Source organism: Actinomadura xylanilytica, from assembly GCF_030283145.1.
GTDB classification, from domain to species: Bacteria; Actinomycetota; Actinomycetes; order Streptosporangiales; family Streptosporangiaceae; genus Spirillospora; species Spirillospora xylanilytica.
On sequence record NZ_JASNWE010000001.1, the window covers coordinates 789283 to 808645 of the forward strand.

Annotated in this window: 19 protein-coding genes; 8 read left to right on the forward strand and 11 right to left on the reverse strand. The window is 74.7% G+C overall.

The window, feature by feature from the left end; translation table 11 throughout:
• Positions 1–5 precede the first annotated feature (5 nt).
• Positions 6–1079 carry a DNA polymerase ligase N-terminal domain-containing protein gene (locus tag QP090_RS03720; RefSeq protein WP_285937021.1) on the forward strand — a complete coding sequence of 358 codons (1074 nt, stop codon included), beginning with the start codon at positions 6–8 and terminating at the stop codon, positions 1077–1079.
• On the opposite strand, the gene QP090_RS03725 is transcribed toward QP090_RS03720, so the two are convergent.
• From QP090_RS03725 to QP090_RS03735, 3 genes are read right to left on the reverse strand one after another with little or no spacing between them, the layout of a single operon-like run.
• Complete coding sequence (locus QP090_RS03725; RefSeq protein WP_285937022.1) at positions 1064–2017, reverse strand: ABC transporter ATP-binding protein; 954 nt, start codon at positions 2015–2017, stop codon at positions 1064–1066. The two genes, QP090_RS03720 and QP090_RS03725, sit on opposite strands and share 16 nt — an antisense overlap.
• Entirely contained in the window at positions 2014–3123 is a 1110-nt protein-coding gene (locus QP090_RS03730) for a FecCD family ABC transporter permease (RefSeq protein WP_285937023.1), read from the reverse strand. The genes QP090_RS03725 and QP090_RS03730 overlap by 4 nt, the downstream gene beginning before the upstream one ends.
• A complete protein-coding gene (locus QP090_RS03735) occupies positions 3120–4139 on the reverse strand; it encodes a FecCD family ABC transporter permease (RefSeq protein ID WP_285937024.1) in 1020 nt (339 codons plus the stop codon). The genes QP090_RS03730 and QP090_RS03735 overlap by 4 nt, the downstream gene beginning before the upstream one ends.
• A gap of 91 nt (positions 4140–4230) precedes the next feature.
• Here QP090_RS03735 and QP090_RS03740 point away from each other — a divergent pair, with 91 nt between their 5' ends.
• From QP090_RS03740 to QP090_RS03750, 3 genes are all read left to right on the forward strand, one after another.
• Complete coding sequence (locus tag QP090_RS03740) at positions 4231–5220, forward strand: ABC transporter substrate-binding protein (RefSeq protein ID WP_285937025.1); 990 nt, start codon at positions 4231–4233, stop codon at positions 5218–5220.
• A 3-nt stretch (positions 5221–5223) separates the two neighbouring features.
• The gene (locus QP090_RS03745) at positions 5224–5940 is read left to right on the forward strand and encodes a ferric iron reductase (protein WP_285937026.1); all 717 of its coding nucleotides are present in this window, start codon (positions 5224–5226) and stop codon (positions 5938–5940) included.
• Positions 5941–6111: 171 nt separating this feature from the next.
• Positions 6112–6828, forward strand: a complete 717-nt coding sequence (locus QP090_RS03750) for a metal-dependent hydrolase (RefSeq protein WP_285937027.1) — start codon at positions 6112–6114, stop codon at positions 6826–6828.
• A gap of 10 nt (positions 6829–6838) precedes the next feature.
• On the opposite strand, the gene QP090_RS03755 is transcribed toward QP090_RS03750, so the two are convergent.
• Genes QP090_RS03755 through QP090_RS03770 form a run of 4 tightly spaced genes read right to left on the reverse strand, consistent with a single transcriptional unit; the run spans position 6839 to position 10099 of the window.
• Entirely contained in the window at positions 6839–7408 is a 570-nt protein-coding gene (locus tag QP090_RS03755; protein ID WP_285937028.1) for a hypothetical protein, read from the reverse strand.
• Complete coding sequence (locus QP090_RS03760) at positions 7405–7905, reverse strand: hypothetical protein (RefSeq protein WP_285937029.1); 501 nt, start codon at positions 7903–7905, stop codon at positions 7405–7407. Before QP090_RS03760 ends, QP090_RS03755 begins: the two co-directional genes overlap by 4 nt.
• Positions 7902–9428 carry a sensor histidine kinase gene (locus QP090_RS03765; RefSeq protein ID WP_285937030.1) on the reverse strand — a complete coding sequence of 509 codons (1527 nt, stop codon included), beginning with the start codon at positions 9426–9428 and terminating at the stop codon, positions 7902–7904. Before QP090_RS03765 ends, QP090_RS03760 begins: the two co-directional genes overlap by 4 nt.
• Positions 9425–10099 carry a response regulator transcription factor gene (locus QP090_RS03770; protein ID WP_285937031.1) on the reverse strand — a complete coding sequence of 225 codons (675 nt, stop codon included), beginning with the start codon at positions 10097–10099 and terminating at the stop codon, positions 9425–9427. The genes QP090_RS03765 and QP090_RS03770 overlap by 4 nt, the downstream gene beginning before the upstream one ends.
• A gap of 99 nt (positions 10100–10198) precedes the next feature.
• Between QP090_RS03770 and QP090_RS03775 the strand changes: the two genes are divergently transcribed.
• Positions 10199–12061 (forward strand): hypothetical protein, encoded by a 1863-nt coding sequence (locus tag QP090_RS03775; RefSeq protein ID WP_285937032.1) that lies wholly within the window; start codon positions 10199–10201, stop codon positions 12059–12061.
• 117 nt (positions 12062–12178) lie between these two features.
• Here the strand turns inward: QP090_RS03775 and QP090_RS03780 are convergent, their stop codons facing one another.
• Complete coding sequence (locus QP090_RS03780; RefSeq protein ID WP_285937033.1) at positions 12179–13273, reverse strand: baeRF3 domain-containing protein; 1095 nt, start codon at positions 13271–13273, stop codon at positions 12179–12181.
• A gap of 202 nt (positions 13274–13475) precedes the next feature.
• Here QP090_RS03780 and QP090_RS03785 point away from each other — a divergent pair, with 202 nt between their 5' ends.
• Together QP090_RS03785 and QP090_RS03790 are read left to right on the forward strand one after the other, a co-directional pair.
• A complete protein-coding gene (locus QP090_RS03785) occupies positions 13476–14615 on the forward strand; it encodes a S1C family serine protease (protein ID WP_285937034.1) in 1140 nt (379 codons plus the stop codon).
• An 87-nt stretch (positions 14616–14702) separates the two neighbouring features.
• The gene (locus QP090_RS03790) at positions 14703–15740 is read left to right on the forward strand and encodes a hypothetical protein (RefSeq protein ID WP_285937035.1); all 1038 of its coding nucleotides are present in this window, start codon (positions 14703–14705) and stop codon (positions 15738–15740) included.
• A gap of 55 nt (positions 15741–15795) precedes the next feature.
• Here the strand turns inward: QP090_RS03790 and QP090_RS03795 are convergent, their stop codons facing one another.
• On the reverse strand, positions 15796–16344 hold the full coding sequence (locus QP090_RS03795) for a TetR/AcrR family transcriptional regulator (protein WP_285937036.1): 549 nt from the start codon (positions 16342–16344) through the stop codon (positions 15796–15798).
• A gap of 92 nt (positions 16345–16436) precedes the next feature.
• Here QP090_RS03795 and QP090_RS03800 point away from each other — a divergent pair, with 92 nt between their 5' ends.
• A complete protein-coding gene (locus tag QP090_RS03800) occupies positions 16437–17339 on the forward strand; it encodes a TIGR03564 family F420-dependent LLM class oxidoreductase (protein ID WP_285937037.1) in 903 nt (300 codons plus the stop codon).
• Positions 17340–17384: 45 nt separating this feature from the next.
• Here the strand turns inward: QP090_RS03800 and QP090_RS03805 are convergent, their stop codons facing one another.
• Both QP090_RS03805 and QP090_RS03810 read right to left on the reverse strand, forming a co-directional pair.
• Positions 17385–18053 (reverse strand): response regulator transcription factor, encoded by a 669-nt coding sequence (locus tag QP090_RS03805; RefSeq protein WP_285937038.1) that lies wholly within the window; start codon positions 18051–18053, stop codon positions 17385–17387.
• Between the two features lie 44 nt (positions 18054–18097).
• A complete protein-coding gene (locus QP090_RS03810) occupies positions 18098–19327 on the reverse strand; it encodes a sensor histidine kinase (protein ID WP_285937039.1) in 1230 nt (409 codons plus the stop codon).
• Positions 19328–19363: the final 36 nt, after the last annotated feature.

A 19363-nucleotide genomic window follows, 5' to 3' on the forward strand; every position in this document is an offset into this window, starting at 1 on the left:
CGGGCGTGGGCGCGGGCAGGCGACGGGGCCAGGGGCAGGACGAGGGCGAGCCGGTCGGATCCGACCGGCTCGCCCGCTATCGCGGCCGGCGCGACGCGGACCGGACCCCCGAGCCCGTCCCGGACTTCCCCGGCGACGCGGGGCCACAAGCGGACGGCGGGCCACAAGCGGACGGCGCCCGGTTCGTCGTGCAGGAGCACCACGCCAGCAGCCTGCACTGGGACCTCCGGCTGGAGCGCGACGGCGTGCTGGTCTCCTGGGCGGTGCCCAAGGGGATCCCGCTCGACCCCGCGACCGACCGCCTCGCGGTGCACACTGAAGATCATCCGCTGGAGTACGCGGCGTTCGAGGGCCGGATCCCCAAGGGCGAGTACGGCGCCGGGCAAATGATGATCTGGGATCAGGGGTGTTACGAGACCGAGAAATGGTCGGACCGTGAGGTCAAAGTGGTACTCCACGGTTCCCGGGTCTCCGGGCTGTACGTACTGTTCAGAACCGGCGGCCCGGGCGGCCGGAACTGGATGATCCACCGGATGGATCCGCCGGCCGATCCGGACGCCGAGCCACTGCCCCGGGGGCTGCGGCCGATGCTCCCCGAGCGGCGCGCGCGGCTCCCCCGCGACCAGGGCGGCCACGGGTTCGAGTTCGCCTGGGGCGGGCGCCGGCTGCTCGCCGCGATCGAGGGCGGACGGGCCCGCTTCACCGACGGCCGGGGCCGCGCGGCCGAGCCCCCGGCCGGGCTGGCCGCCCCGCTCGGCGCGGCGCTCGGCGCCCGTCCGGCACTGCTCGACGGCGAGCTCGCGGAGGTGGACGGGCGGCCGGTCTACATGGTCTTCGACCTGCTGCACCTCGACGGCCGCCCGCTCCTCTCCGCCCCGTACGAGGAGCGGCGGCGCCGCCTCGACGGGCTGGAGCTGGACGGCCCGCACCGGCGGACCGCGCCGTGGTTCCCCGGGGAGGGCACCGCCGTCCGCGACACCGCGCGCGAGCAGGGGCTCCCCGGCATCGTCGCCAAGCGGCTCGGCTCGCCCTACGAGCCGGGCGAACGGTCTGGCGCCTGGCGCTACCTCCCCCTTTGAGCACCCTCGTCCGCGCCGGTGTCGACGCTCGCGCCCGCGTCGTCGTCGTCGGCGCCCGCGCCGACGGCCGAGTCGGTCTCGGTATCGGTATCGGTATCGGCGGGAGCGGTGTCGGCGGGGACGGCGTACGAGCCGAGCGGGATGACCAAGGGCGCGCCGGTCACCGGGTCCTCGATCACCTTGGCGGGCAGCCCGAACACCGCGTCCAGCAGCTCCTCGGTCAGCACCTCGGCCGGCGCGCCCTGCGCGACCACCGCGCCGTCGCGCATCGCGACGAGGCGGCGGGCGTAGCGGGCCGCGAGGTTGAGGTCGTGCAGCACCATCACGACGGTGCGGCCGTCGTCGCGCTGGAGCCGGGTGACCAGTTCGAGGACCTCGACCTGGTGGGCGAGGTCGAGGTAGGTGGTCGGCTCGTCCAGGAGCAGCAGGCCGGTGTCCTGGGCCAGCGCCATGGAGATCCACACGCGCTGCCGCTGGCCGCCCGACAGCTCGTCCAGCGGGCTGGCCGCGTGCTCCAGCATGCCGGTGCGGGCGAGCGCGGCGTCCACCGCCGCCTCGTCGCCGGGCGACCACTGCCGGTACCACGCCTGGTGGGGGTGCCGGCCGCGCGCGACGAGGTCGGCGACGGTGAGGCCCTCGGGTGCCTGCGGCGCCTGCGGCAGCACCGCCATCCGGCGGGCCACCTCCTTGGTCGGCATCCGGGCGATGTCGGCGCCGTCCAGGACCACCTGGCCGCCGCGCGGCTTGAGCAGCCGGCCGAGGCCGCGCAGCAGGGTCGACTTGCCGCAGCCGTTCGGGCCGATGATCGCGGTGGTGCCGGCGCCGGACAGGTCGAGCGAGAGCCCGTCCACGACGACCCGGTCGCCGTAGCCGAGCCGCAGGCCGCGGGCCGCGAGGCCGGACGGCGCGGGCGTGGAGGAGCTGGCCGGGAGGGTCACAGGGCCGCCTTTCGCCGGGACCGGACGAGCAGGTAGAGCAGGAAGGGGGCGCCGAGCACCGCGGTGACCACGCCCACGGGCAGCTCGACGGCGCCGAACGCGGTGCGCGCGATGAGGTCGGCGCCGACGGTGAGCACGGCGCCGATCACCAGCGAGCCGACCAACGGCGGACGGGCCGTGCCGGACAGCCGCAGCGCGATCTGCGGCGCGGCCAGCCCGACGAACTCGACCGGCCCGGCCGCGGCGGTGGCGATGGAGGCGAGCGCGATGGCGGCCAGGATCAGCAGCGAGCGGTCGCGGTCGACGCGCAGCCCGAGCGCCCTGGCCGGGTCGTCGCCCAAGCGCAGCGCGCCGAGGGTGAACGCGCCGATCAGCACGAGCGGGACGAGCACCGCGAGCGCCAGCGCGAGCGGCCGGACGTGCTCCCAGCCGCGCGCGTTGAGGCTGCCGGTGATCCAGGCCATCGCGCGTCCGGCGTCGTTGACGTCGCCGAGGGTGAACAGCCACCACTTGACGTTGGCGGCGACACCGGTGACGCCGATGCCGACCAGGATCAGCCGGTAGCCGTCCAGGCCGTTCCGCCAGGCGAGCAGGTAGACGGCCAGGCCGCCGACCAGGCCGCCGGCGAGCGCGGCGAGCGGGATCCCGATCGAGGCGAGGGCACCGCCCGCGCCGCCGGCCGCGCTGCCGGTGGCGACCATCGCGGCGACCACGGTGACGCTGGCGCCCGCGGTGATGCCGAGGGTGTCGGGGCTGGCCAGCGCGTTGCGGGAGATCGCCTGGGTGAGCGCGCCGGCCAGGCCGAGCGCGGCGCCGACCAGCGCGCCGGTGAGCGCGCGGGGCAGCCGCAGCTCCATCACGACGAAGTGGTTCTCGGGGGCGCCGAGCAGGGCGCGGAACACCTCGCCGACGCCGATCGGGAAGTCGCCGCGGCCGATGTCGAGCGCCATGAACAGCGCGAGCAGGACGAGGCCGGCGAGCACCACCAGCACCGAGCGCGGACGGACCCGGAACGACACGTGCGCCGTCCGCAGCGTGCGGGCGCCCGCCGGGCCCGCCGCCGCCTTCGGAGCGGTCGACCCCGCCGAACCTCCCAGCAGTCTCACAGCCGGACCACCTTCCTGCGCCGGACCAGCGCGACGAAGAAGGGCCCGCCGATCAGCGCGAGCATGATGCCGACCTCCAGTTCGCCGGGGCGGGCCACGATCCGTCCGACGACGTCGGCGGCGAGCAGCAGCGCGGCGCCGAGCAGCCCCGCGAAGGGCAGCAGCCAGCGGTGGTCGGGGCCCGACAGGGCGCGGGCCAGGTGCGGGACGATCAGGCCGAGGAAGGCCAGCGCCCCGCAGGCGGCGACAGCGGCGCCGGTCAGCAGCGTGATCGCGGTGATGCCGATCGCGCGGGTGAGCCGGATCCGGTGCCCGAGGGACCGGGCGACGTCCTCGCCGAGGGCCAGCGCGTTCAGGCCGGGCGCGTTCACCATCGCCAGCACCAGCCCGGCGAGGACGAACGGCAGGAGCTGCGGCAGCAGGCCGGCGTCGCGTCCGGCGAGCGCCCCGGCCTGCCAGAACCGGTAGGTGTCCATGGCCTGCTGGTCGATCAGCACCAGGCCGGAGATCAGCCCGTGCAGCAGCGCGGTCACCGCGGCCCCGGCGAGGGCGAGGGTGAGCGGCGTGGCGCCGCCCCGGCCCGCGCCGCCGAGCGCGAAGACCAGCAGGCTGGCGAGCAGCGCGCCGGCGAACCCGAACCAGATGTAGGTGTTCAGGCCGGTGACGCCGAGGGTGAAGATGCCGAGCACCATCGCGAACGCGGCGCCCTGGGTGACGCCGAGCAGGCCGGGGTCGGCGAGCGGGTTGCGGGTGTGGCCCTGGGCGAGCGCGCCCGCGACGCCGAGCGCGACGCCGGCCAGCAGCCCGAATCCGGTGCGCGGGAGGCGCAGGGACCGGACGACGATGTCCTCCTCGCTGCCCGAGGGGTGGAACAGCGCGCCCCACACGTCGGTGACGGGCACCTGCTTGGCGCCGACGACGACGCTCGCCAGGGCGGCGAGCGCGGCCAGCAAGACGAGCGCGAGCAGCACCGGCGTCCGGTGCCGGCGCAGGACGGGGAGCACGGCGACGCTCACCCTGACCCCCTCTTCATGTGCAGGTCGCAATATGCTTAGGTAAGCCTTACTTTTAACAGGCAAGGCTTACCTAATCGATAAGGAATACTAGATGAGGATCTCCCCGCTCCGGCGCACCGCCGTCGGCGTCGCCCTCACCGCCCTCACCGCGCTCGGCCTGGGCGCCTGCGGCTCGTCCGGAGACGGGGACGGCGGCGGCGCCCCGCTGCGCACCGTCCAGCACGCGATGGGCACCACCAAGATCTTCAAGGAGCCGAAGCGGGTCGTCGCGCTCGACCAGGCGTTCGTCGACGCGGCGGTGACGCTGGACGCCGACGTGTACGGGTACACCTCCTACCGTTCGATCGAGGAGAAGCTGCCCGACTACCTCGGCGAGGCCGGGCGCGCGCACGGCGCGCAGGCGCAGTCGGTCGGCACCCTCACCGAGCCGAGCCTGGAGAAGATCAGCGCGCTCAAGCCCGACCTGATCCTGTCGGCGAAGGTGCGGCACGAGGCGCTGTACGGCAAGCTCGCGCAGATCGCCCCGACGGTCTTCAGCGAGACCACCGGCGGGACATGGAAGGACAACATCCGGCTGACCGCCAAGGCGCTCGGCCGGGAGCCGCTGGCCGAGCAGCGCATCAAGGAGTACGAGACGCGCGCCGGGGCCATCGGCGCCGAGATCGCGAAGAAGAACGACGGGAAGCTGCCGACCATCGCGGTCGCGCGCTTCACCGACGAGCCGACGGTCCGGCTCTACACCGAGAACTCCTACTCGGGCATCGTGCTCAAGGATGTCGGGTTCCCCCGGCCGGAGGGCCAGCCGACCAGCAAGGAGATCGCGGTCGACCTGAGCGAGGAGCGGATCAAGGACCTGGACGCCGACCGGATCTTCATCGCCACCTACACGGGTGGCGAGGGCAAGTCCACCCAGGTCCAGGCCAAGTTCAAGAACAACCCGCTGTGGGGGAAGCTCAAGGGCGGCACGCAGGAGGTCCCCGACGTCACCTGGATGAGCGCGGTCGGCCTCCAGGGCGCGCACGCCATGCTCGACGACGTGGCCAAGACCTTCGGCGTCGACCCGGTGCGCAAGGCGGCCTGACCGATGACCGCCGGCACCATCGCGGAGACCGTCCCGTTCGGCGAGCTGCGGGCGGGCGCCGGGCCCGGTTGGCGGCCGGTCACCGACCCGGGCGTCCTGGACGGCCTGAGGGCCTCCATCGCGGCCCGCTACGGGGCGCCCCCGCACGTCGCCGCCGCGCTCGCCTGGAAGGCGTACTCGTGGCAGGCGGCGTTCCCCGTGGCGCTCGGCTGGGTGCGCGGGCGCCGGGTGCCGCTGATGACGGCCGGGCACACCGTGGTCCGCATGCTGGACGACGGCTCCGGCGTCGCCGTCGGCCTGCGCGAGGTGGCCGTGGGCGTCACCGCGGCCGACCCGTGGGCGGGACGGCCCGGCACCGTGGTCGTCCCGGACGAGGCGGCGCTGGCCGGCCTCGTCCGCGACACCCTGCTGCACGGCCACCTCGCCCCAATGGTCCGCGCGCTGCGCGCGCGCACGCGGGTGGGCGAGCGTCCGCTGTGGGGGTCGGTGGCCGAGGCGCTCGCCGCGCCCATGTCCGGACGGCACGCGGGCGAGGTCCCCGGCGCCGCGGCGGACGCGGCGGCGCTGCTCGCCCGGCTCGGCGCCCCGGTGGCCGGGCTCGTCGAACCGTCCGCCGAGCCGGTCGGCGTACGCCGCCGGACGTGCTGCCTGTGGGCCTCGCTCCCCGGCCGCTCCCCCTGCGGGACCTGCTGCCTCAAACGGGACGGCGAGGGCGGCTAGGACTCCCGCCGAGCCCCGCCGCCCGCGCCCTTCCGAGGAACCGGACCGGCCCGCACCACATCTAAAGGTGCACATCGCCTGCTTCCGGCGCGTCGCCACTGATATTGATCGGTAGCGGGTTAGAGTCCGGCCGGGCCGGGCGAAACGGGCGGAAGGCGGGGGAACGGCGCAATGATGGGGAAGACGCACGCCTTGAGCGGCGCGCTGGCATGGCTGGCGGTCGTTCCGGCGCTCGGCCAGGACCAGTGGCTCGGCGAGCATGCGATCCACCTGTCCCCCGAGCAGCTCGCCGCCGGCACCGTGGTGTGCGCGGGCGCGGCGCTGCTGCCCGACGTCGACCACCACAACGGCCGCATCGCCAACACCTTCGGGCCGATCACCCAGAAGTTCTGCAAGTACGTCGGCAAGATCTCCGGCGGGCACCGGCACGCCACCCACTCGATCCTGTTCGCGGTCCTGGTCGGCTTCGCGATGGACTGGCTGGCGACCAACTTCGTGTACGGCTGGTGGGCGGCGCTGTTCGTCACCGTCGGGTTCGGGCTGCGCGGCATCGGCCTGGACTTCGAGGGCAAGGAGCCGCAGTCGGCGCTGGCCGACTGCGCGCTGGCGGCCTTCGCGGTGTGGCTGATGCACGACCTGGACATGAGCTTCGTCGGCTTCGCGGTCACGCTCGGCTGCCTGGCGCACGTGGTCGGCGACTGCCTCACGCCGCGCGGCTGCCCGGTGCTCTGGCCGATCCCGTGGCGGATCGACATCCCGCTGGTCCCGCGCACCGACGGCAAGGTCGAGCGCTGGGTGGTCGCACCGCTGCTGATCCTCGGCATCGCGGTGCTGGCGATCCGGTCCGTGCTCGGCGAGATCACCACCCGCTGGCTCACCAAGAGCTGACGCCCGCCGGCTACCGCTCGCACTTCAGGTCGGCCCAGCGCCCGCCGTCCAGGGTGAGCACTCCGGTGACCAGGACCACGCCGGTCCCGGGGCCGGAGAGCAGACCGGCCAGCCGCACCCTCCGGACGCCCGGGATCGCCGCCGCCGTGCAGGCGACCTGGGCCTTGGCGACGCTGGACCACAGCACCCGCCCCAGCTCGACGTCGCGGCGCGTCAGGTGCACCTGGACGGTCAGCACGCCCGGGGAGTCGTCCGCCTTCGGGGGCTCCTGGGGCTCGAGCCTGAGCGTCGGCCGCACCTTCGTGGTGAGCCCGCGGCGCCGCTCCTCCATGGTGGGGGGCACCGACAGCTGGGCCAGGGCCGAGTAGGGGTGGCCCGGCAGCCCGGGGCGCAGCACCGGGACGAGCCGTCCGTCCCGGTCCACCAGGTACACCGTGACGGCCTCCGCCCGCCCGTCGGCGGCCGGCAGGGCACCGGCGGCGACGATGCCGGTCGGCCGGACCCCGCAGCCCGGCACCACGGAGCCGACGGCGATCGCGCCCGCGATCGCGAGCGCCGTCCTGGCCCACCGGGCGGTCATGACGTCAGATCCGTGAAGTCGGCGCAGTTCAGGCGGAACGGGCCGCCCCATTCGGGGATCTGCGGCCGCACCTCCTTGACGCCCGGGACGGCGTTGGCCGTGCAGACGACCTGCGCCATGGCCAGCCGCGTCCACCTGGTGCGCCGTCCGGGTCCCGCCCCGTCGGTCTCCCACACCTGCGCCACGTCTCCGGTCACGCTCGTGGACAGCTGCCGCCCGATCAACGTCCGGAACCCGTCCCGGCGCTCCTGGACCGGGACGTCGATCGACAGCTGCTTCATCCCGAGGTCGGGATGGCCCGGCAGCCCCGGACGAACCCTCGGCCACGCCCGGTCTCCCTGCACCAGGTACACGGTGATCGACACCGCGGCCCCGGCCGCCTGCGGTCCCGTTCCGGCGCCGACGACCCCGGTCGGCCGGATGCCGCACCCGGTCCCCGCCGCGAGAGCCGCGACCGTGACCGTGAAGGCAGCCCCGACGCGTCCGCGTCCCCTCATCCGGACTCCTCCTGCTCGATGGGCAGCCACAGCGTGAACTCGGCGCCGCCGCCGGGGGCGTCGCCCGCCTCCAGTGCGCCGCCGTGCAGGACGGCGTTCTCCTTGGCGATCGACAGGCCGAGGCCGCTCCCCTCACTGCGCGTCCGCGCGGCCTCCGCCTTCACGAACCGGTCGAACACGACCGCGCGCAGGTCGGCCGGCATCCCGGGCCCGCGGTCGGTCACGGTGAGCGCGAAGCCGGGCGCGTCCTCCCGGGCCGTGGGGGCGAACACCGCCCGGACGGGCGGGCGGCCGTGCTTGAGGGCGTTGCCGACCAGGTTGGCGACGATGACGTCGAACCGGCGCGGGTCCAGGCGGACGACCAGGTCCCGCGGGCCGTCCACCGTCACCGCGTCCGACCAGCCACGGGCCAACAGCGTCGCCTCGACCGCCGCGGCGACCACGACGTCGTCCAGGACGAGCGCGGCGGCCCCGGCGTCGAACCGGCTGATCTCGATCAGGTGCTCGACCAGCAGGGTGAGCCGCCGCGTCTCGGCCACCACGAGCCGGGCCGCGGTGCCGCCCGCCTCGGACGCGGCGGCCTCCTCGGCCAGCACGTCGGTGACCGCGATCATCGAGGTGAGCGGGGTGCGCAGCTCGTGCGACACGTCGGCGACGAACCGGCGGGACGCCGCCTCCATCGCGCGCAGCTCGTTCACGGTCCGTTCAAGCGCCTCGGCCGTGCCGTTGAAGGTGCGGGCGAGGTCGGCCAGCTCGTCCCGGCCGCGCACGGTCACCCTGGTGTTCAGCTCGCCGTCGCCGAGGGCGCGCGCCGCCGCGCCGAGCCGCCGCACCGGGCGCAGCACCCCGCGCGTGGCCAGCAGCGCCAGCGCGAGCGCCGCGGCCAGCGCCAGCGAGTCGGCGATCACGATCGCGCCGGTGAAGGAGCGCAGGTCCGCGGCCTCCTGACTGAGGCTCGCGCTGACGAAGACCATGGGCGGGGTGGTGCGCTCGGGCTCCTCCGTGGTGGTGACGTACTGGGTCACATGGGTGCCGACCAGCAGGAACGGCTTCCCGCCCCGGGTGATCCGCTGGAACACCATCTGCCTGCGGGCCTGCATGGCGAACGCCCGGCTGACCCGGACGTCCAGCGTGCCCGGGGCCGGCAGCGCGCCCCGCCCGTCGAACAGCATCGGCACGGCGGCCACCTTGCGCCCGGGTTCGCGGAGCGCGACCTCAAGCTCCGCCGACAGGGTGCCGGCGGAGTCCGGGGGGAGCTCCGGCGGGCTCATCCGGGACAGCGTCTGGCGCACCTCGTTGAGCACGGTGTCCTGGGCGCGCTGGAGCATCGCCCTCCGCAGCAGGATGTAGGAGATCCCGGACGCCATGACCGAGGCGAGCAGCGCTACCGCGGTGAACGCGGCGGTCAGCCGGAGGCGCAGCCCGCTGAACCAGCGCCGCCGGTACCGGTCCCCACCCGGGGGGCGCGCCCCGGCCCGCCGCCGGGACGGCCACCGGCGGATCGCGGCGGGGACTCCCCTCACGGTGACACGAACCGGTAGCCGAAACCGCGGATGGTCTCGATCAGCCGCGGCTCCGCCGGCTCGTCCTCGATCTTGGCGCGGACCCGCTGCACGCACGCGTCCACCAGCCGGGAGTCGCCCGGGTAGGTGTGCTCCCAGACCTCCGACAGCAGGTACTGGCGGGTCAGCGCCTGGCCGGGGCGGCGGGTCAGCTCCAGCAGCAGCCGCAGCTCGGTCGGGGTGAGCCGGATGTCCCGTCCGTCCTTGGTCACCCTGAGCGCCGCCCGGTCGACCACCAGGTCCCCGTACGCCGACCGGTCCGTCACCGGCTGCTCGGCGCGGCGCAGCACCGCGCGGATCCGGGCGTCCAGCACCCGGGGCTCGACCGGCTTGACCACGTAGTCGTCGGCCCCGGCCTCCAGGCCGAGCACCACGTCCAGGTCGTCGCCGCGCGCGGTGAGCAGGATGACCGGCAGCGTGTCGTCGCGGCGGATCCGGCGGCACACCTCGATGCCGTCCATGCCGGGCAGCATCACGTCCAGGATGGCGATCTCCGGGCGGCGGGCGCGCAGCGCGTCGAGGCCGTCCTCGCCGGTCGCCCGCGAGGTCACGCGGTGGCCCTGGCGGGAGAGCGCGAGCTCCAGCGCGGTACGGGCCGAGGGGTCGTCCTCGACGAAGAGAATGCTCGCCACCGCACCAGTATCGGACATTTCGCGATCATGCTCGGCTGTGTCACAGGATCCGGACATTTCCCGGACCGAACCGGCATCGCGCGTCACCACGGTGGACCCATGACGACAGTGATCGCTTCTCCCCGGCGGGCGGCGGTACCGGCTCCCCCGCGCCCCGCCCGGCGGCATCGCGCGCTGCCGTGGCTGCTGGCGGCGGGCTGGCTCGCCCAGGTGCTGGTCCGGCTCTGGTTCGCCCGCGCGCGGACGGGTCCGGTCGCCGACCCCGACGAGACCGGCTACCTCGCCGCGGCACGCTGGCTCGCCGGCGGGCCGGGCGCGGACCTGTCGGGCAACACCTTCTACCAGGGCGGATACCCGCTGCTGCTGACCCCGGCGTACTGGGCGAGCCACGATCCCGCGGTCGTCTACACGCTGGTCATCGTGATCAACGCGCTGATCGGCGCGACGCTGTTCCCGCTCGCCTACGCGGCGGCGCGGCGCCTCGGGCTCGGCCGGCGGGCCGCGCTGCCGTCGGCCTGGGCGGGTTCGCTGCTCCCGGCGGCGACGCTCTTCGGGTCGTTCGCCCTAGCGGACGCGGTGCTGCCGGTGCTGGTGCTCGGATGGCTGCTGGCCCTGGATCGGTTCGTCCGGCGCGGGAGAGCGGCCGACGCGGTCATCGCGAGCCTCGCCGTCACGTACGCGACGGCCGTCCACACGCGGGGCGAGGTGCTGCTCGCCGTGCACGCCGCCACCTTCGCCGCGCTCGCCGCGGTGGGGCCGTGCGCGCGGATGACGCGGCCACTGGCGCAGCGGACCCTCTCCGGAGAGCCGGCAGGACGGCCGGCCAGGCTTCGCGCGCGCTTCGCCGGTACGAGGCGTTCGCTGCCCGGTGCGCGCGCGTGCCTGATCGGGATGGCGGTGACGCTTGCGGGCTACGCGGCGGGATCGGCGCTCAACGACGCGGTGCGGGACGAGCTGTACCCGGGCGGCGTCCGCGATCTGGCGGGCATCCTCGGCGAGCGGCTGACCACGGCGGACGGGCAGCAGTGGGCGCTGTCGGGGGCCGCCGGGCAGATCTGGTACCTGGTCGTGTCGAGCTGGGGCCTGGCGGGCGCCGGGCTGGTGGCCGTGGCGGCCGTCCTGGTGCGGCGCCGGACCCGGGCGGGAACGCGGATCATGGCGGCGGTGCTGCTCGCGTCGACGTTCGGCGTCGCGTACGCCTCGTCCGCCGCGCTCCCCGACGAGCACCGGGTGGGGAACTTCGCCTACGGCCGCTACCTGGCGTGCCTGGCCCTGGCGTACACGCTGGCCGGCGCGGCGGCGCTGCTGCGCGGCGGCCTGCGGGCCGCCGCCGGGTACGCCGCGGGCGCCGCCGCCGTGACCGCCGGGACGGCGCTCTGCGTCACCGGCTACGCGGGCGAGCGGCTGCGCACGCACACGTTCATCGCGTTCGACTTCCCGGAGACCATCTTCCTCACCGGCGACGGGACGGCGCTGCGCCTCACCGTCGCGTCGTGCGCCGCGCTCGGGCTGCTCGCAGGGTTCCTGCTGCTGGGACGCGGCGCGATGGCGCTCGGGTGGACGCGCCGGTACGCGCCGGCCGCCCTCGCCGCCGCGCTGGCCGCGGTCTGCCTGGCGGCGCTCACCTCGGCCGCCGGGCCGTCGCCGCGGCGGGCGAAGCCCGTCTCGCCCCTGGCCGGCGTCCCGGAGCGGGGCGGGGTGGTCACCGACCTCTCGCTCGCCTGGCCGATCCAGGTGTGGATGACGCACCCGGTGTGGTGGACCCGGATCGGGCGGATCGACACCCGCTCGCAGCTCCCGGCGCCGGGCGTGTGCACGGTGGTGGTGAATCTGCCCGCCGAAACCGCGCCCGCCGCGACCTGGCCGCAGCACCCCGCCGGGTGGCTCCCGCGGGCGAGCGGGTCCCGGACGCCGCGCTGGGTCGCGTGGTACGACCCGTCCTGCGCCGCCGGACCCGGCTGACCGGCGCGGCTGACCGGCGCGGCTGACCGGGGCGGCTGACGGGCCTGGCCGACACGTCCGGCGCGGCCGGCTGACCGGGGCCGCGCCCCGGTCCCGGTCAGCCGGCCCGGCATCGGGTCAGAAGCGGGTCACCAAGGCGATCCGGTCGTGGTCGATCAGGAAGCCGTCGGAGACGAAGGTCACCTCGCCGCCGTACTCCAGCGTGGTCTCGATGATGTTGTCGACCACGTCGTCGACGACGTCGGCGCCCTTGAGCACGCCCGGCCTGCCGTCCACCGGGACGAGCTCGCCCTCGGTCCGGACCGCGGGCGCGTAGTAGCCGCGCTCGACCACCAGGTGCTCGCCGCGGCCCTCCTCCACCAGCCCGAGCACCTCGCAGAGGCCGCCCGCGTAGCGCTGGATGCTGCGCGCCGCCTCCAGCTCGGCGAGGACGGCGACCTCCCGCAGGTCCTCGTAGGCGTGCAGGACCGGCCGGGCCAGCTCGGCGAGGGTGCTCGCCGCGGCGCCGTCGTAGCTGCCGTCGATGCGGCCCGCGATGGTCACGTGCGGCCCGGCCAGCTCGTCGAAGAACGCCTGGTGCCGGGTGACGCCCGCGACGATCACCGGCCGCCGGTCCCGGGCCAGCACCCGGTCCAGGGCCGACAGCACCTCGCGCAGGAGCTGGCGGTGCCGCTCGTCGCCGTGCTGGCCGCCGCGCGGGCTGTGCCGGCCCACCCCCTCCTCGTCGATCGGCTCGGGCGCGACCGGGAAGCCCTGGCCGGTGAACTCGGTGAGGTCCTCCCCCCGCCCGTCCCACAGCCGGGTCTGCTGGTCCGACAGCGACAGCAGCCAGAAGCGCGAGGCGCGGGTGTAGGCGGCGACCAGGTCGCGGGTGGCGAAGCTGGTGTCGACGATCACCCGCTCGTCGACCGGCTGGTCGATGGCGAAGGCGTGGTGCTCGCCGCCCGGCGCGGCGAACAGCACCAGGCCGTCGGCGACATGCCGGGGGTCGATCTCCCGCACGGCCTCCTCCAGGCCGCGCACCACCTGGTCGGCGGCGTCCGGCGCCACCCGCGTGTCCTCGTTCAGCCGGCGCCGTGCCTCGGCCAGCAGGTTGCGCAGCCGGATCGGGTCCTGCTTGTTGTCCGGCGCGCGGCGGAAGGTCGGCATCAGCACCGAGACCGCCGGATACGTTCGCGGCTTGCGCAGTTCGGACAGGGTGGTGGCGTCCATGATCCCCCGATCGGTCGACCTGTTTTGCGTGCTGCCTCTTTTGTAACGAACCGCAGGTAAACGAGGTGTAAGTGGGGCTTGAGGATCCGTCCGGCAAAGCCCCGGGCGGACTCCGGCCAAAAGGGCGGCGCACCCGCGTGCCCCGCTGGCAGGGCGGTCCCGGAGCGGGGAGAACGATTTCGGGGGGTGGGCGCTCATGAACATGAGATGCGACACAGGCGTGCGGGCGGGCGCGGCCGGGGCCGCCGGGACGCTGGCACTGGCGCTGGCGCTGGCGGGATGCGGCAACGAGGACACCGGAACCGGCAAGTCGGGCGGATCACCGCCCGTCCGGCCCGCCTCGTCCGCCCCCGCGTCCCCCTCCGCCGCGAGCACCTCGTCCACCTCGTCCGGGCCGGACGCGGCGGCGGCCGGCGAGGTGGAGCAGCAGTTCGAGAAGGTCGTCGACGCCGTGCTGCCCTCGGTGGTGAAGATCCAGACCGATCAGGGCGAGGGCTCGGGGGTGGTGTTCGACGGCGCGGGCCACGTGGTCACCAACGCGCACGTGGTGGCCGGGGCCAAGCGGATCGAGGTGACCGCGGCCAGCGGCGGGGCTCCGCTCAAGGCCGCGCTGGTGGGCGATTTCGCCGCCGACGACCTGGCCGTGGTCGAGGTCACCGGCGGATCGCTCAAACCCGCCGCGTTCGCCGACTCCAGCAAGGTCAGGGTCGGCCGGATGGTGCTGGCGATGGGCAACCCGCTCGGCCTGTCGGGCAGCGTTACCAACGGCATCGTCTCGGCGCTGAACCGCACGGTGTCGACCAAGCGCGAGGGCGCCTTCCCCGGCGCGACGATCGGCAACGTGATCCAGACCAGCGCGGCGATCAACCCGGGGAACAGCGGGGGCGCGCTGGTCACGCTGGACGGGCAGGTGATCGGCATCCCGACCGCCGCCGCCTCGGACCCGCAGATGGGCGGCGCGGCGGTCGGCATCGGGTTCGCCACACCGAGCAACACCGTCAAGCAGATCGTCCCGCAGCTGATCAGGAGCGGGAAGGTCACCGACTCCGGTCGTGCGGCGCTGGGCGTGGTGGTCCGGACCGTCATCGATCCGCGGAGCGGCGCGGAGAGCGCGGTCGCGGTGGTCGAGGTGACCCGGGGCGGCGGCGCGGCGAAGGCCGGCGTCGTGCCGGGCGACCTGATCATGTCGGTGGACGGCACTCCCACGCCGAGCCAGACCGAGCTGGCCGAGGTGCTCGCCGGCCTGAAGCCGGGCGGCCGGGCCAAGCTGGAGATCCAGACGGCGGACGGCGCGCGGAAGACCGTCGAGGTCGCGCTGGGGCAGCTCCCCGGCGGCGGCTGAGCGACCCGTGGCTTTTTTAGCACGGCCGTGTTATTTTCACCTTACTAGCACGGTCGTGCTACATAACCTGCCCCGGAGGCAGCAGCCATGAACCAGACCAGGTCCGCCGCGCCGCGCCCCCCGCACCGCCCCTGGCCCCTCCGGCTGCTCCGCGAGCGCAGCGTGAAGCTGGCGGTGCTCTGCTGGATCGCCGCCAACGCGCTGGTGCTGGCGCTCGCCGGCAAGGCCCTCCCCTTCGACTGGCCGGGCGACGCCGAGGGGACGCCGGCGGACCGGCTGGTGGAGTTCAACCTCCGCCTCCTGGAGGTCCTGATCCTGATGGGGGTGGTGTACTGGCTGACCCGCAAGCGCCCCCGCCTCGACCTCGCCGAACGGTCCCCCGAACGGTCCCTGGCCCTGCGCGAGACGCTCTGGCTCGTGGCGTACGGCGTGGCCGGGCTGATCGTCGGCAACCTGCTGGCGCGCGCGTTCGGCTGGCACCCGTTCGCCCTGCACCTGGCCGGCACCCTGTACGGGACGCACCTGCACGTCACCGCCGCCGAAGCGGTCACGTGGGCCGGCTACAACCTGGTGGTCTACGCGGCCGTCCCGCTGCTGTACTTCCGCCGGCGCTACTCGTCCACCGCGCTCAACCTCAGGTCCGCGGACCGGCTGGGCGACACCAAGGTCATCATCGTCGTGCTGGTGATCGAGTCGGTGGTCCAGTACACCGCGATGCACCCGGAGACGTTCGACCTGGAGGGCCGCCAACTCCTGCTCGGGCTGCCGCTGACGTTCGTCCTCTACCTGGCCGGGGCGGTGCTCCCGGCGATGGTGTTCATCTACTGCATCCTGGTACCGCGCTTCCTGCGCCTCACCGGGTCGACCGCGACGACCGTCATCCTGGGCGGGCTGGCCTACACGGCGCTGCACGTATGGGACGCGTGGACGGTGTTCGACTCCCCCGGCCGGGCGGTGCTGTCGCTGGTCTTCCTGCTGGCCACCTACTTCGCGCCCGGGATGATCAAGACCTGGCTGACCGTGCGGACCGGCAACGCCTGGGTGCACGTGTGGGCCTACCACGCGTTCGCGCCGCACACCCTCCACGACACCCCGAACATCGTGCGCATCTTCGGCATCCGCTGAATCCGCCGGGCGGGCGGGCCGCAGCGTTCAGGGCCCGCCGCCCGGACGGCGGTCCTCAGGCTCGGAGGCCGTCCAGCATGACCCGGGTCATGGCGTCGCCCGGACGGGCACCGGGGCGGCAGACCGTCGCGCTGAACAGCTCGATCACCTCGCCGGGCGTGATGTCGCCGCGTACCGCGCCCTCCCGCTGGGCCCGCCCGGCGATCTCCTCCAGCAGGCCGGTGACCTCGCGCTGGAGCTCGATACGCTCGCGCGCGCCCACCGTACAGGTCCCCGCGCCGTCCTCCGCGGTGTCCTCCGCCAGCGACTTGAGCAGGGCCAGCGGCTGTCCGGTGCAGTAGCCGACGAGGAGGTTCAGCACCTCCCAGCCCGGCAGCTCGCGTCCGACCAGCGAACGCACCTCGGCGCGGAGCCGGTGCAGCACGTCCATCCCGATCTCCTCCAGCAGCCCGCGCCGGTCGGGAAAGTGCCGGTAGAGCGTCCCCACGCCGAGCCCGGCCGCGCGCGCGATCTCCTCCATCGACACGCCCGGTCCGCGCTCGGCCAGCAGGTCGAGCGCCGTCTGGACGATGCGATCGCGGTTGCGCCGCGCGTCGGCCCGCATCGTTCCCTCCCCGAGGTCAACCGGAATCGTAGATTCAGGTTACCCTAGGCGAGTAAACGGAACCGGAAGATCCGATTCATCTTGGAGGAGCCATGCGCATCGGCACGTTCTCGGTCGCCGCGGCGGCGACGCTGGAGGAGCTGACCGCCGAGGTCCAGGCCGCCGCGGCGGCCGGGCTCGACAGCGCGTTCTTCGGCCAGACCACCGCGTGGGACGCGATCACCGTGGCGGCGATCGCGGGCCGGGCCGCGCCCGGGATCGAGACCGGCACCGCGATCACGACGACCTACCCCCGGCACCCGATCGCGCTGGCCAGCCAGGCGGTCACGGCCCAGGCGCTCACCGGCGGCCGGTTCACGCTCGGCATCGGGCCGAGCCACCGGTCGATCGTCCAGGACGCGTTCGGCTACTCCTACGACCGCCCGGCCCGGCACACCGAGGAGTACCTGACCGCCCTGCGGCCCCTGCTGCGTGGCGAGGAGGTCGACTTCCACGGCGAGACGCTGACCGCCGTCGGGCAGGTCGACGCCCCCGGCGCCACCCCGCCGTCGGTGCTGATCTCGGCGCTCGGCCCGGTGATGCTCCGGATCGCGGGCGAGCTGGCCGACGGCACGGTCACCACCTGGGTCACGGCGCAGGGCGTCGCCGAGCACATCGTGCCCGGGCTCACCAAGGCCGCCGAGGCCGCGGGCCGCCCGGCGCCGCGCGTCGCGGTCGGCACCGTCATGGCCCTCACCGGCGACCCGGACGGCGCGCGGGAGCGGCTCGCCGAGCAGCTCGGCTTCGCCGGCGAGTTCCCCGGCTACCGGGCGATGCTCGACCGGCAGGGGCTGTCCGGCGTGCACGAGACGATCATCGCGGGCGACGAGGCGGAGATCGAGCGGGCCGTCCGCCGCTTCGCCGCCGCCGGGGCCACCGACCTGCTGGTCAGCGCCCTCGGCGACGACGCCGAGCGGGCCCGCACGATCGAGCTGCTCGGCGCCCTGCGCGGCTGACGGCCGCGCCCGGCCGGGCACGGCGCGGGCCGGCGGCGCACCGGGTCAGCCCGGGACGATGAACCCGGTCTCGTACGCGCGGATGACCGCCTGCGTGCGGTCGCGGGCCTGGAGCTTGGCCAGCACGTTGCCGACATGGGTCTTGACGGTCTGCGGGCTGACGAACAGCTCCTGGGCGATCTCGGCGTTGGAGTGCCCCTTGGCCATCAGCCTCAGCACATCCGCCTCGCGCTCGGTGAGCCGCCGGTGCCAGCGCGCGCCGCCGTCCGCGCCGCCGGGGCCGGGGCCGGACGGGCCGTGCGCGGCGGCCAGCGCCCGGATCGCGGCCGGGAACAGCAGGGTGTCGCCGTGCGCCACCATCCGGACGGCCTGGAGGATCTCCTCCGGCCGGGTCCGCTTGAGCAGGAAGCCGTGGGCGCCCGCCTTGAGCGCGTCGTAGACGTACTCGTCGTTCTCGAACGTGGTGACGACGATGATCCGGGGCGGCTCGGCCATCGTCTCCAGCAGGTGCCGGGTGGCCTGGATCCCGTCCAGCTTCGGCATCCGGACGTCCATCAGCACCACGTCGGGCCGCAGCCGCGACACCTCGCCGGGGACCTCGGCGCCGTCGGCGGCCTCGCCGACCACGGTGAGGTCCGGCTCGGCGTTGATGATCGCGGCCAGCCCGGCCCGGATCAGCCGCTCGTCGTCCACCAGCAGCACCTTGATCGTCATGCCCGGGACCCTACCGGCCGGGGCCGGCGTCCCGGCGGGCCCGCTCATCCGTGGCCCAGCGGCAGCGAGACGTCCATCCGCCAGCGGCCCTCGGCCGGGCCCGCCGTCATCCGCCCGCGCAGCACGGTGACACGCTCGCGGATGCCGCCCAGCCCCCGACCGCCGCCGTGGCCGGCCCCCTCGGCGGGGGCCCCGAGCGGGTTGCTCATATCGATCTCCAGCCTGTCGTCGCGGATGCCGACGCGCAGCCGCACCGGCACCTTGCCCGCGTGCCGGAGGGCGTTGGTCAGCCCCTCCTGCACGATCCGGTACGCCTCACGCGACACGGCGGCGGGCACGTGCGCCACCTCCGGGTCGACCTCGGCGTCGAGCCGGACCCCGGCGATCCGGGTCTGCTCCAGGAGCCGGCCCAGGTCGGCGAGGGTGAGCTGCGGGGCCGTGCGGGGTGTGGAGTCCTCGCGCAGCAGCCCGAGCACATGGTCCAGGTCCTCCAGCGCGGACCGGGCCGAGTCCTCGATCGCGCCGAGCGCCTCCCGGGCGAACGCGGGATCGGTGTCGAGCACCCGTCCCGCCGCGCCGGCCTGGAGTGTCACCACGCTGAGCGCGTGCCCCACCGAGTCGTGCAGCTCGCGGGCCAGTCGGTTGCGCTCGGCCAGCCGGACGGCCCGCGCCTCCGACTCGGCCAGCCTCTCGTCGGCCGACGGACCGAGGAAGCGCGGCGCGAGCCGGGCCATCACCCGGCCCGCCGCGACGATCCAGGCGAGCAGCGCGGCCAGCGCCAGCAGCCCACCGGCCGGCCCGAACCACTGCTGCCAGGACACCTGCCATCCCCAGGCGTCCAGGAAGCTCTCGTCCCAGCGGACGAGCGGGGCGGCGAGCAGCACGAAGGCGAGCGGCGGCACCGCCAGGCTCGGCCCGCTGACCAGCACCCCAGTGAGCAGGTGCAGGCTGAACCAGGCGCCGGTGCGGGACCGGCTCTCCCACGAGCGGGACGGCCCTGGGCCGAGCGCCGCGGCCGGGCCGCCGAGCAGCTCCCGGGCCATCGAGCCCTCCAGCACCCGTACGATCGGCACCAGCCCGGTGATGAACGTGCCGACCGTCGGCAGGACCAGCATGGCCGTGACGGTGACGGCGACGGAATCGCCGTACGGGAGCAGCGGGAGCACGAGCATCCCGAGGAACCAGTAGGGCATGAGCAGCCCGCCGCCCACGACCATGAAGGACCACCGGCGCCAGGTGGCGTGGTCGGTCAGCGGCTGGAAGATTCTGGACACACCGTCGATCCTGGCAGAGCGTCGGGGGCGTTCCCC

Bases quoted from the DNA above. Each gene is read 5' to 3' on its own strand.
- QP090_RS03805 (WP_285937038.1), bottom strand. From the start codon at position 18,053: ATGACGATCAAGGTGCTGCTGGTGGACGACGAGCGGCTGATCCGGGCC.
- QP090_RS03800 (WP_285937037.1), top strand. From the start codon at position 16,437: ATGCGCATCGGCACGTTCTCGGTCGCCGCGGCGGCGACGCTGGAGGAG.
- QP090_RS03790 (WP_285937035.1), top strand. From the start codon at position 14,703: ATGAACCAGACCAGGTCCGCCGCGCCGCGCCCCCCGCACCGCCCCTGG.
- QP090_RS03745 (WP_285937026.1), top strand. From the start codon at position 5,224: ATGACCGCCGGCACCATCGCGGAGACCGTCCCGTTCGGCGAGCTGCGG.
- QP090_RS03740 (WP_285937025.1), top strand. From the start codon at position 4,231: ATGAGGATCTCCCCGCTCCGGCGCACCGCCGTCGGCGTCGCCCTCACC.
- QP090_RS03780 (WP_285937033.1), bottom strand. From the start codon at position 13,273: ATGGACGCCACCACCCTGTCCGAACTGCGCAAGCCGCGAACGTATCCG.
- QP090_RS03785 (WP_285937034.1), top strand. From the start codon at position 13,476: ATGAGATGCGACACAGGCGTGCGGGCGGGCGCGGCCGGGGCCGCCGGG.
- QP090_RS03775 (WP_285937032.1), top strand. From the start codon at position 10,199: ATGACGACAGTGATCGCTTCTCCCCGGCGGGCGGCGGTACCGGCTCCC.
- QP090_RS03755 (WP_285937028.1), bottom strand. From the start codon at position 7,408: ATGACCGCCCGGTGGGCCAGGACGGCGCTCGCGATCGCGGGCGCGATC.
- QP090_RS03760 (WP_285937029.1), bottom strand. From the start codon at position 7,905: ATGAGGGGACGCGGACGCGTCGGGGCTGCCTTCACGGTCACGGTCGCG.
- QP090_RS03795 (WP_285937036.1), bottom strand. From the start codon at position 16,344: ATGCGGGCCGACGCGCGGCGCAACCGCGATCGCATCGTCCAGACGGCG.
- QP090_RS03750 (WP_285937027.1), top strand. From the start codon at position 6,112: ATGATGGGGAAGACGCACGCCTTGAGCGGCGCGCTGGCATGGCTGGCG.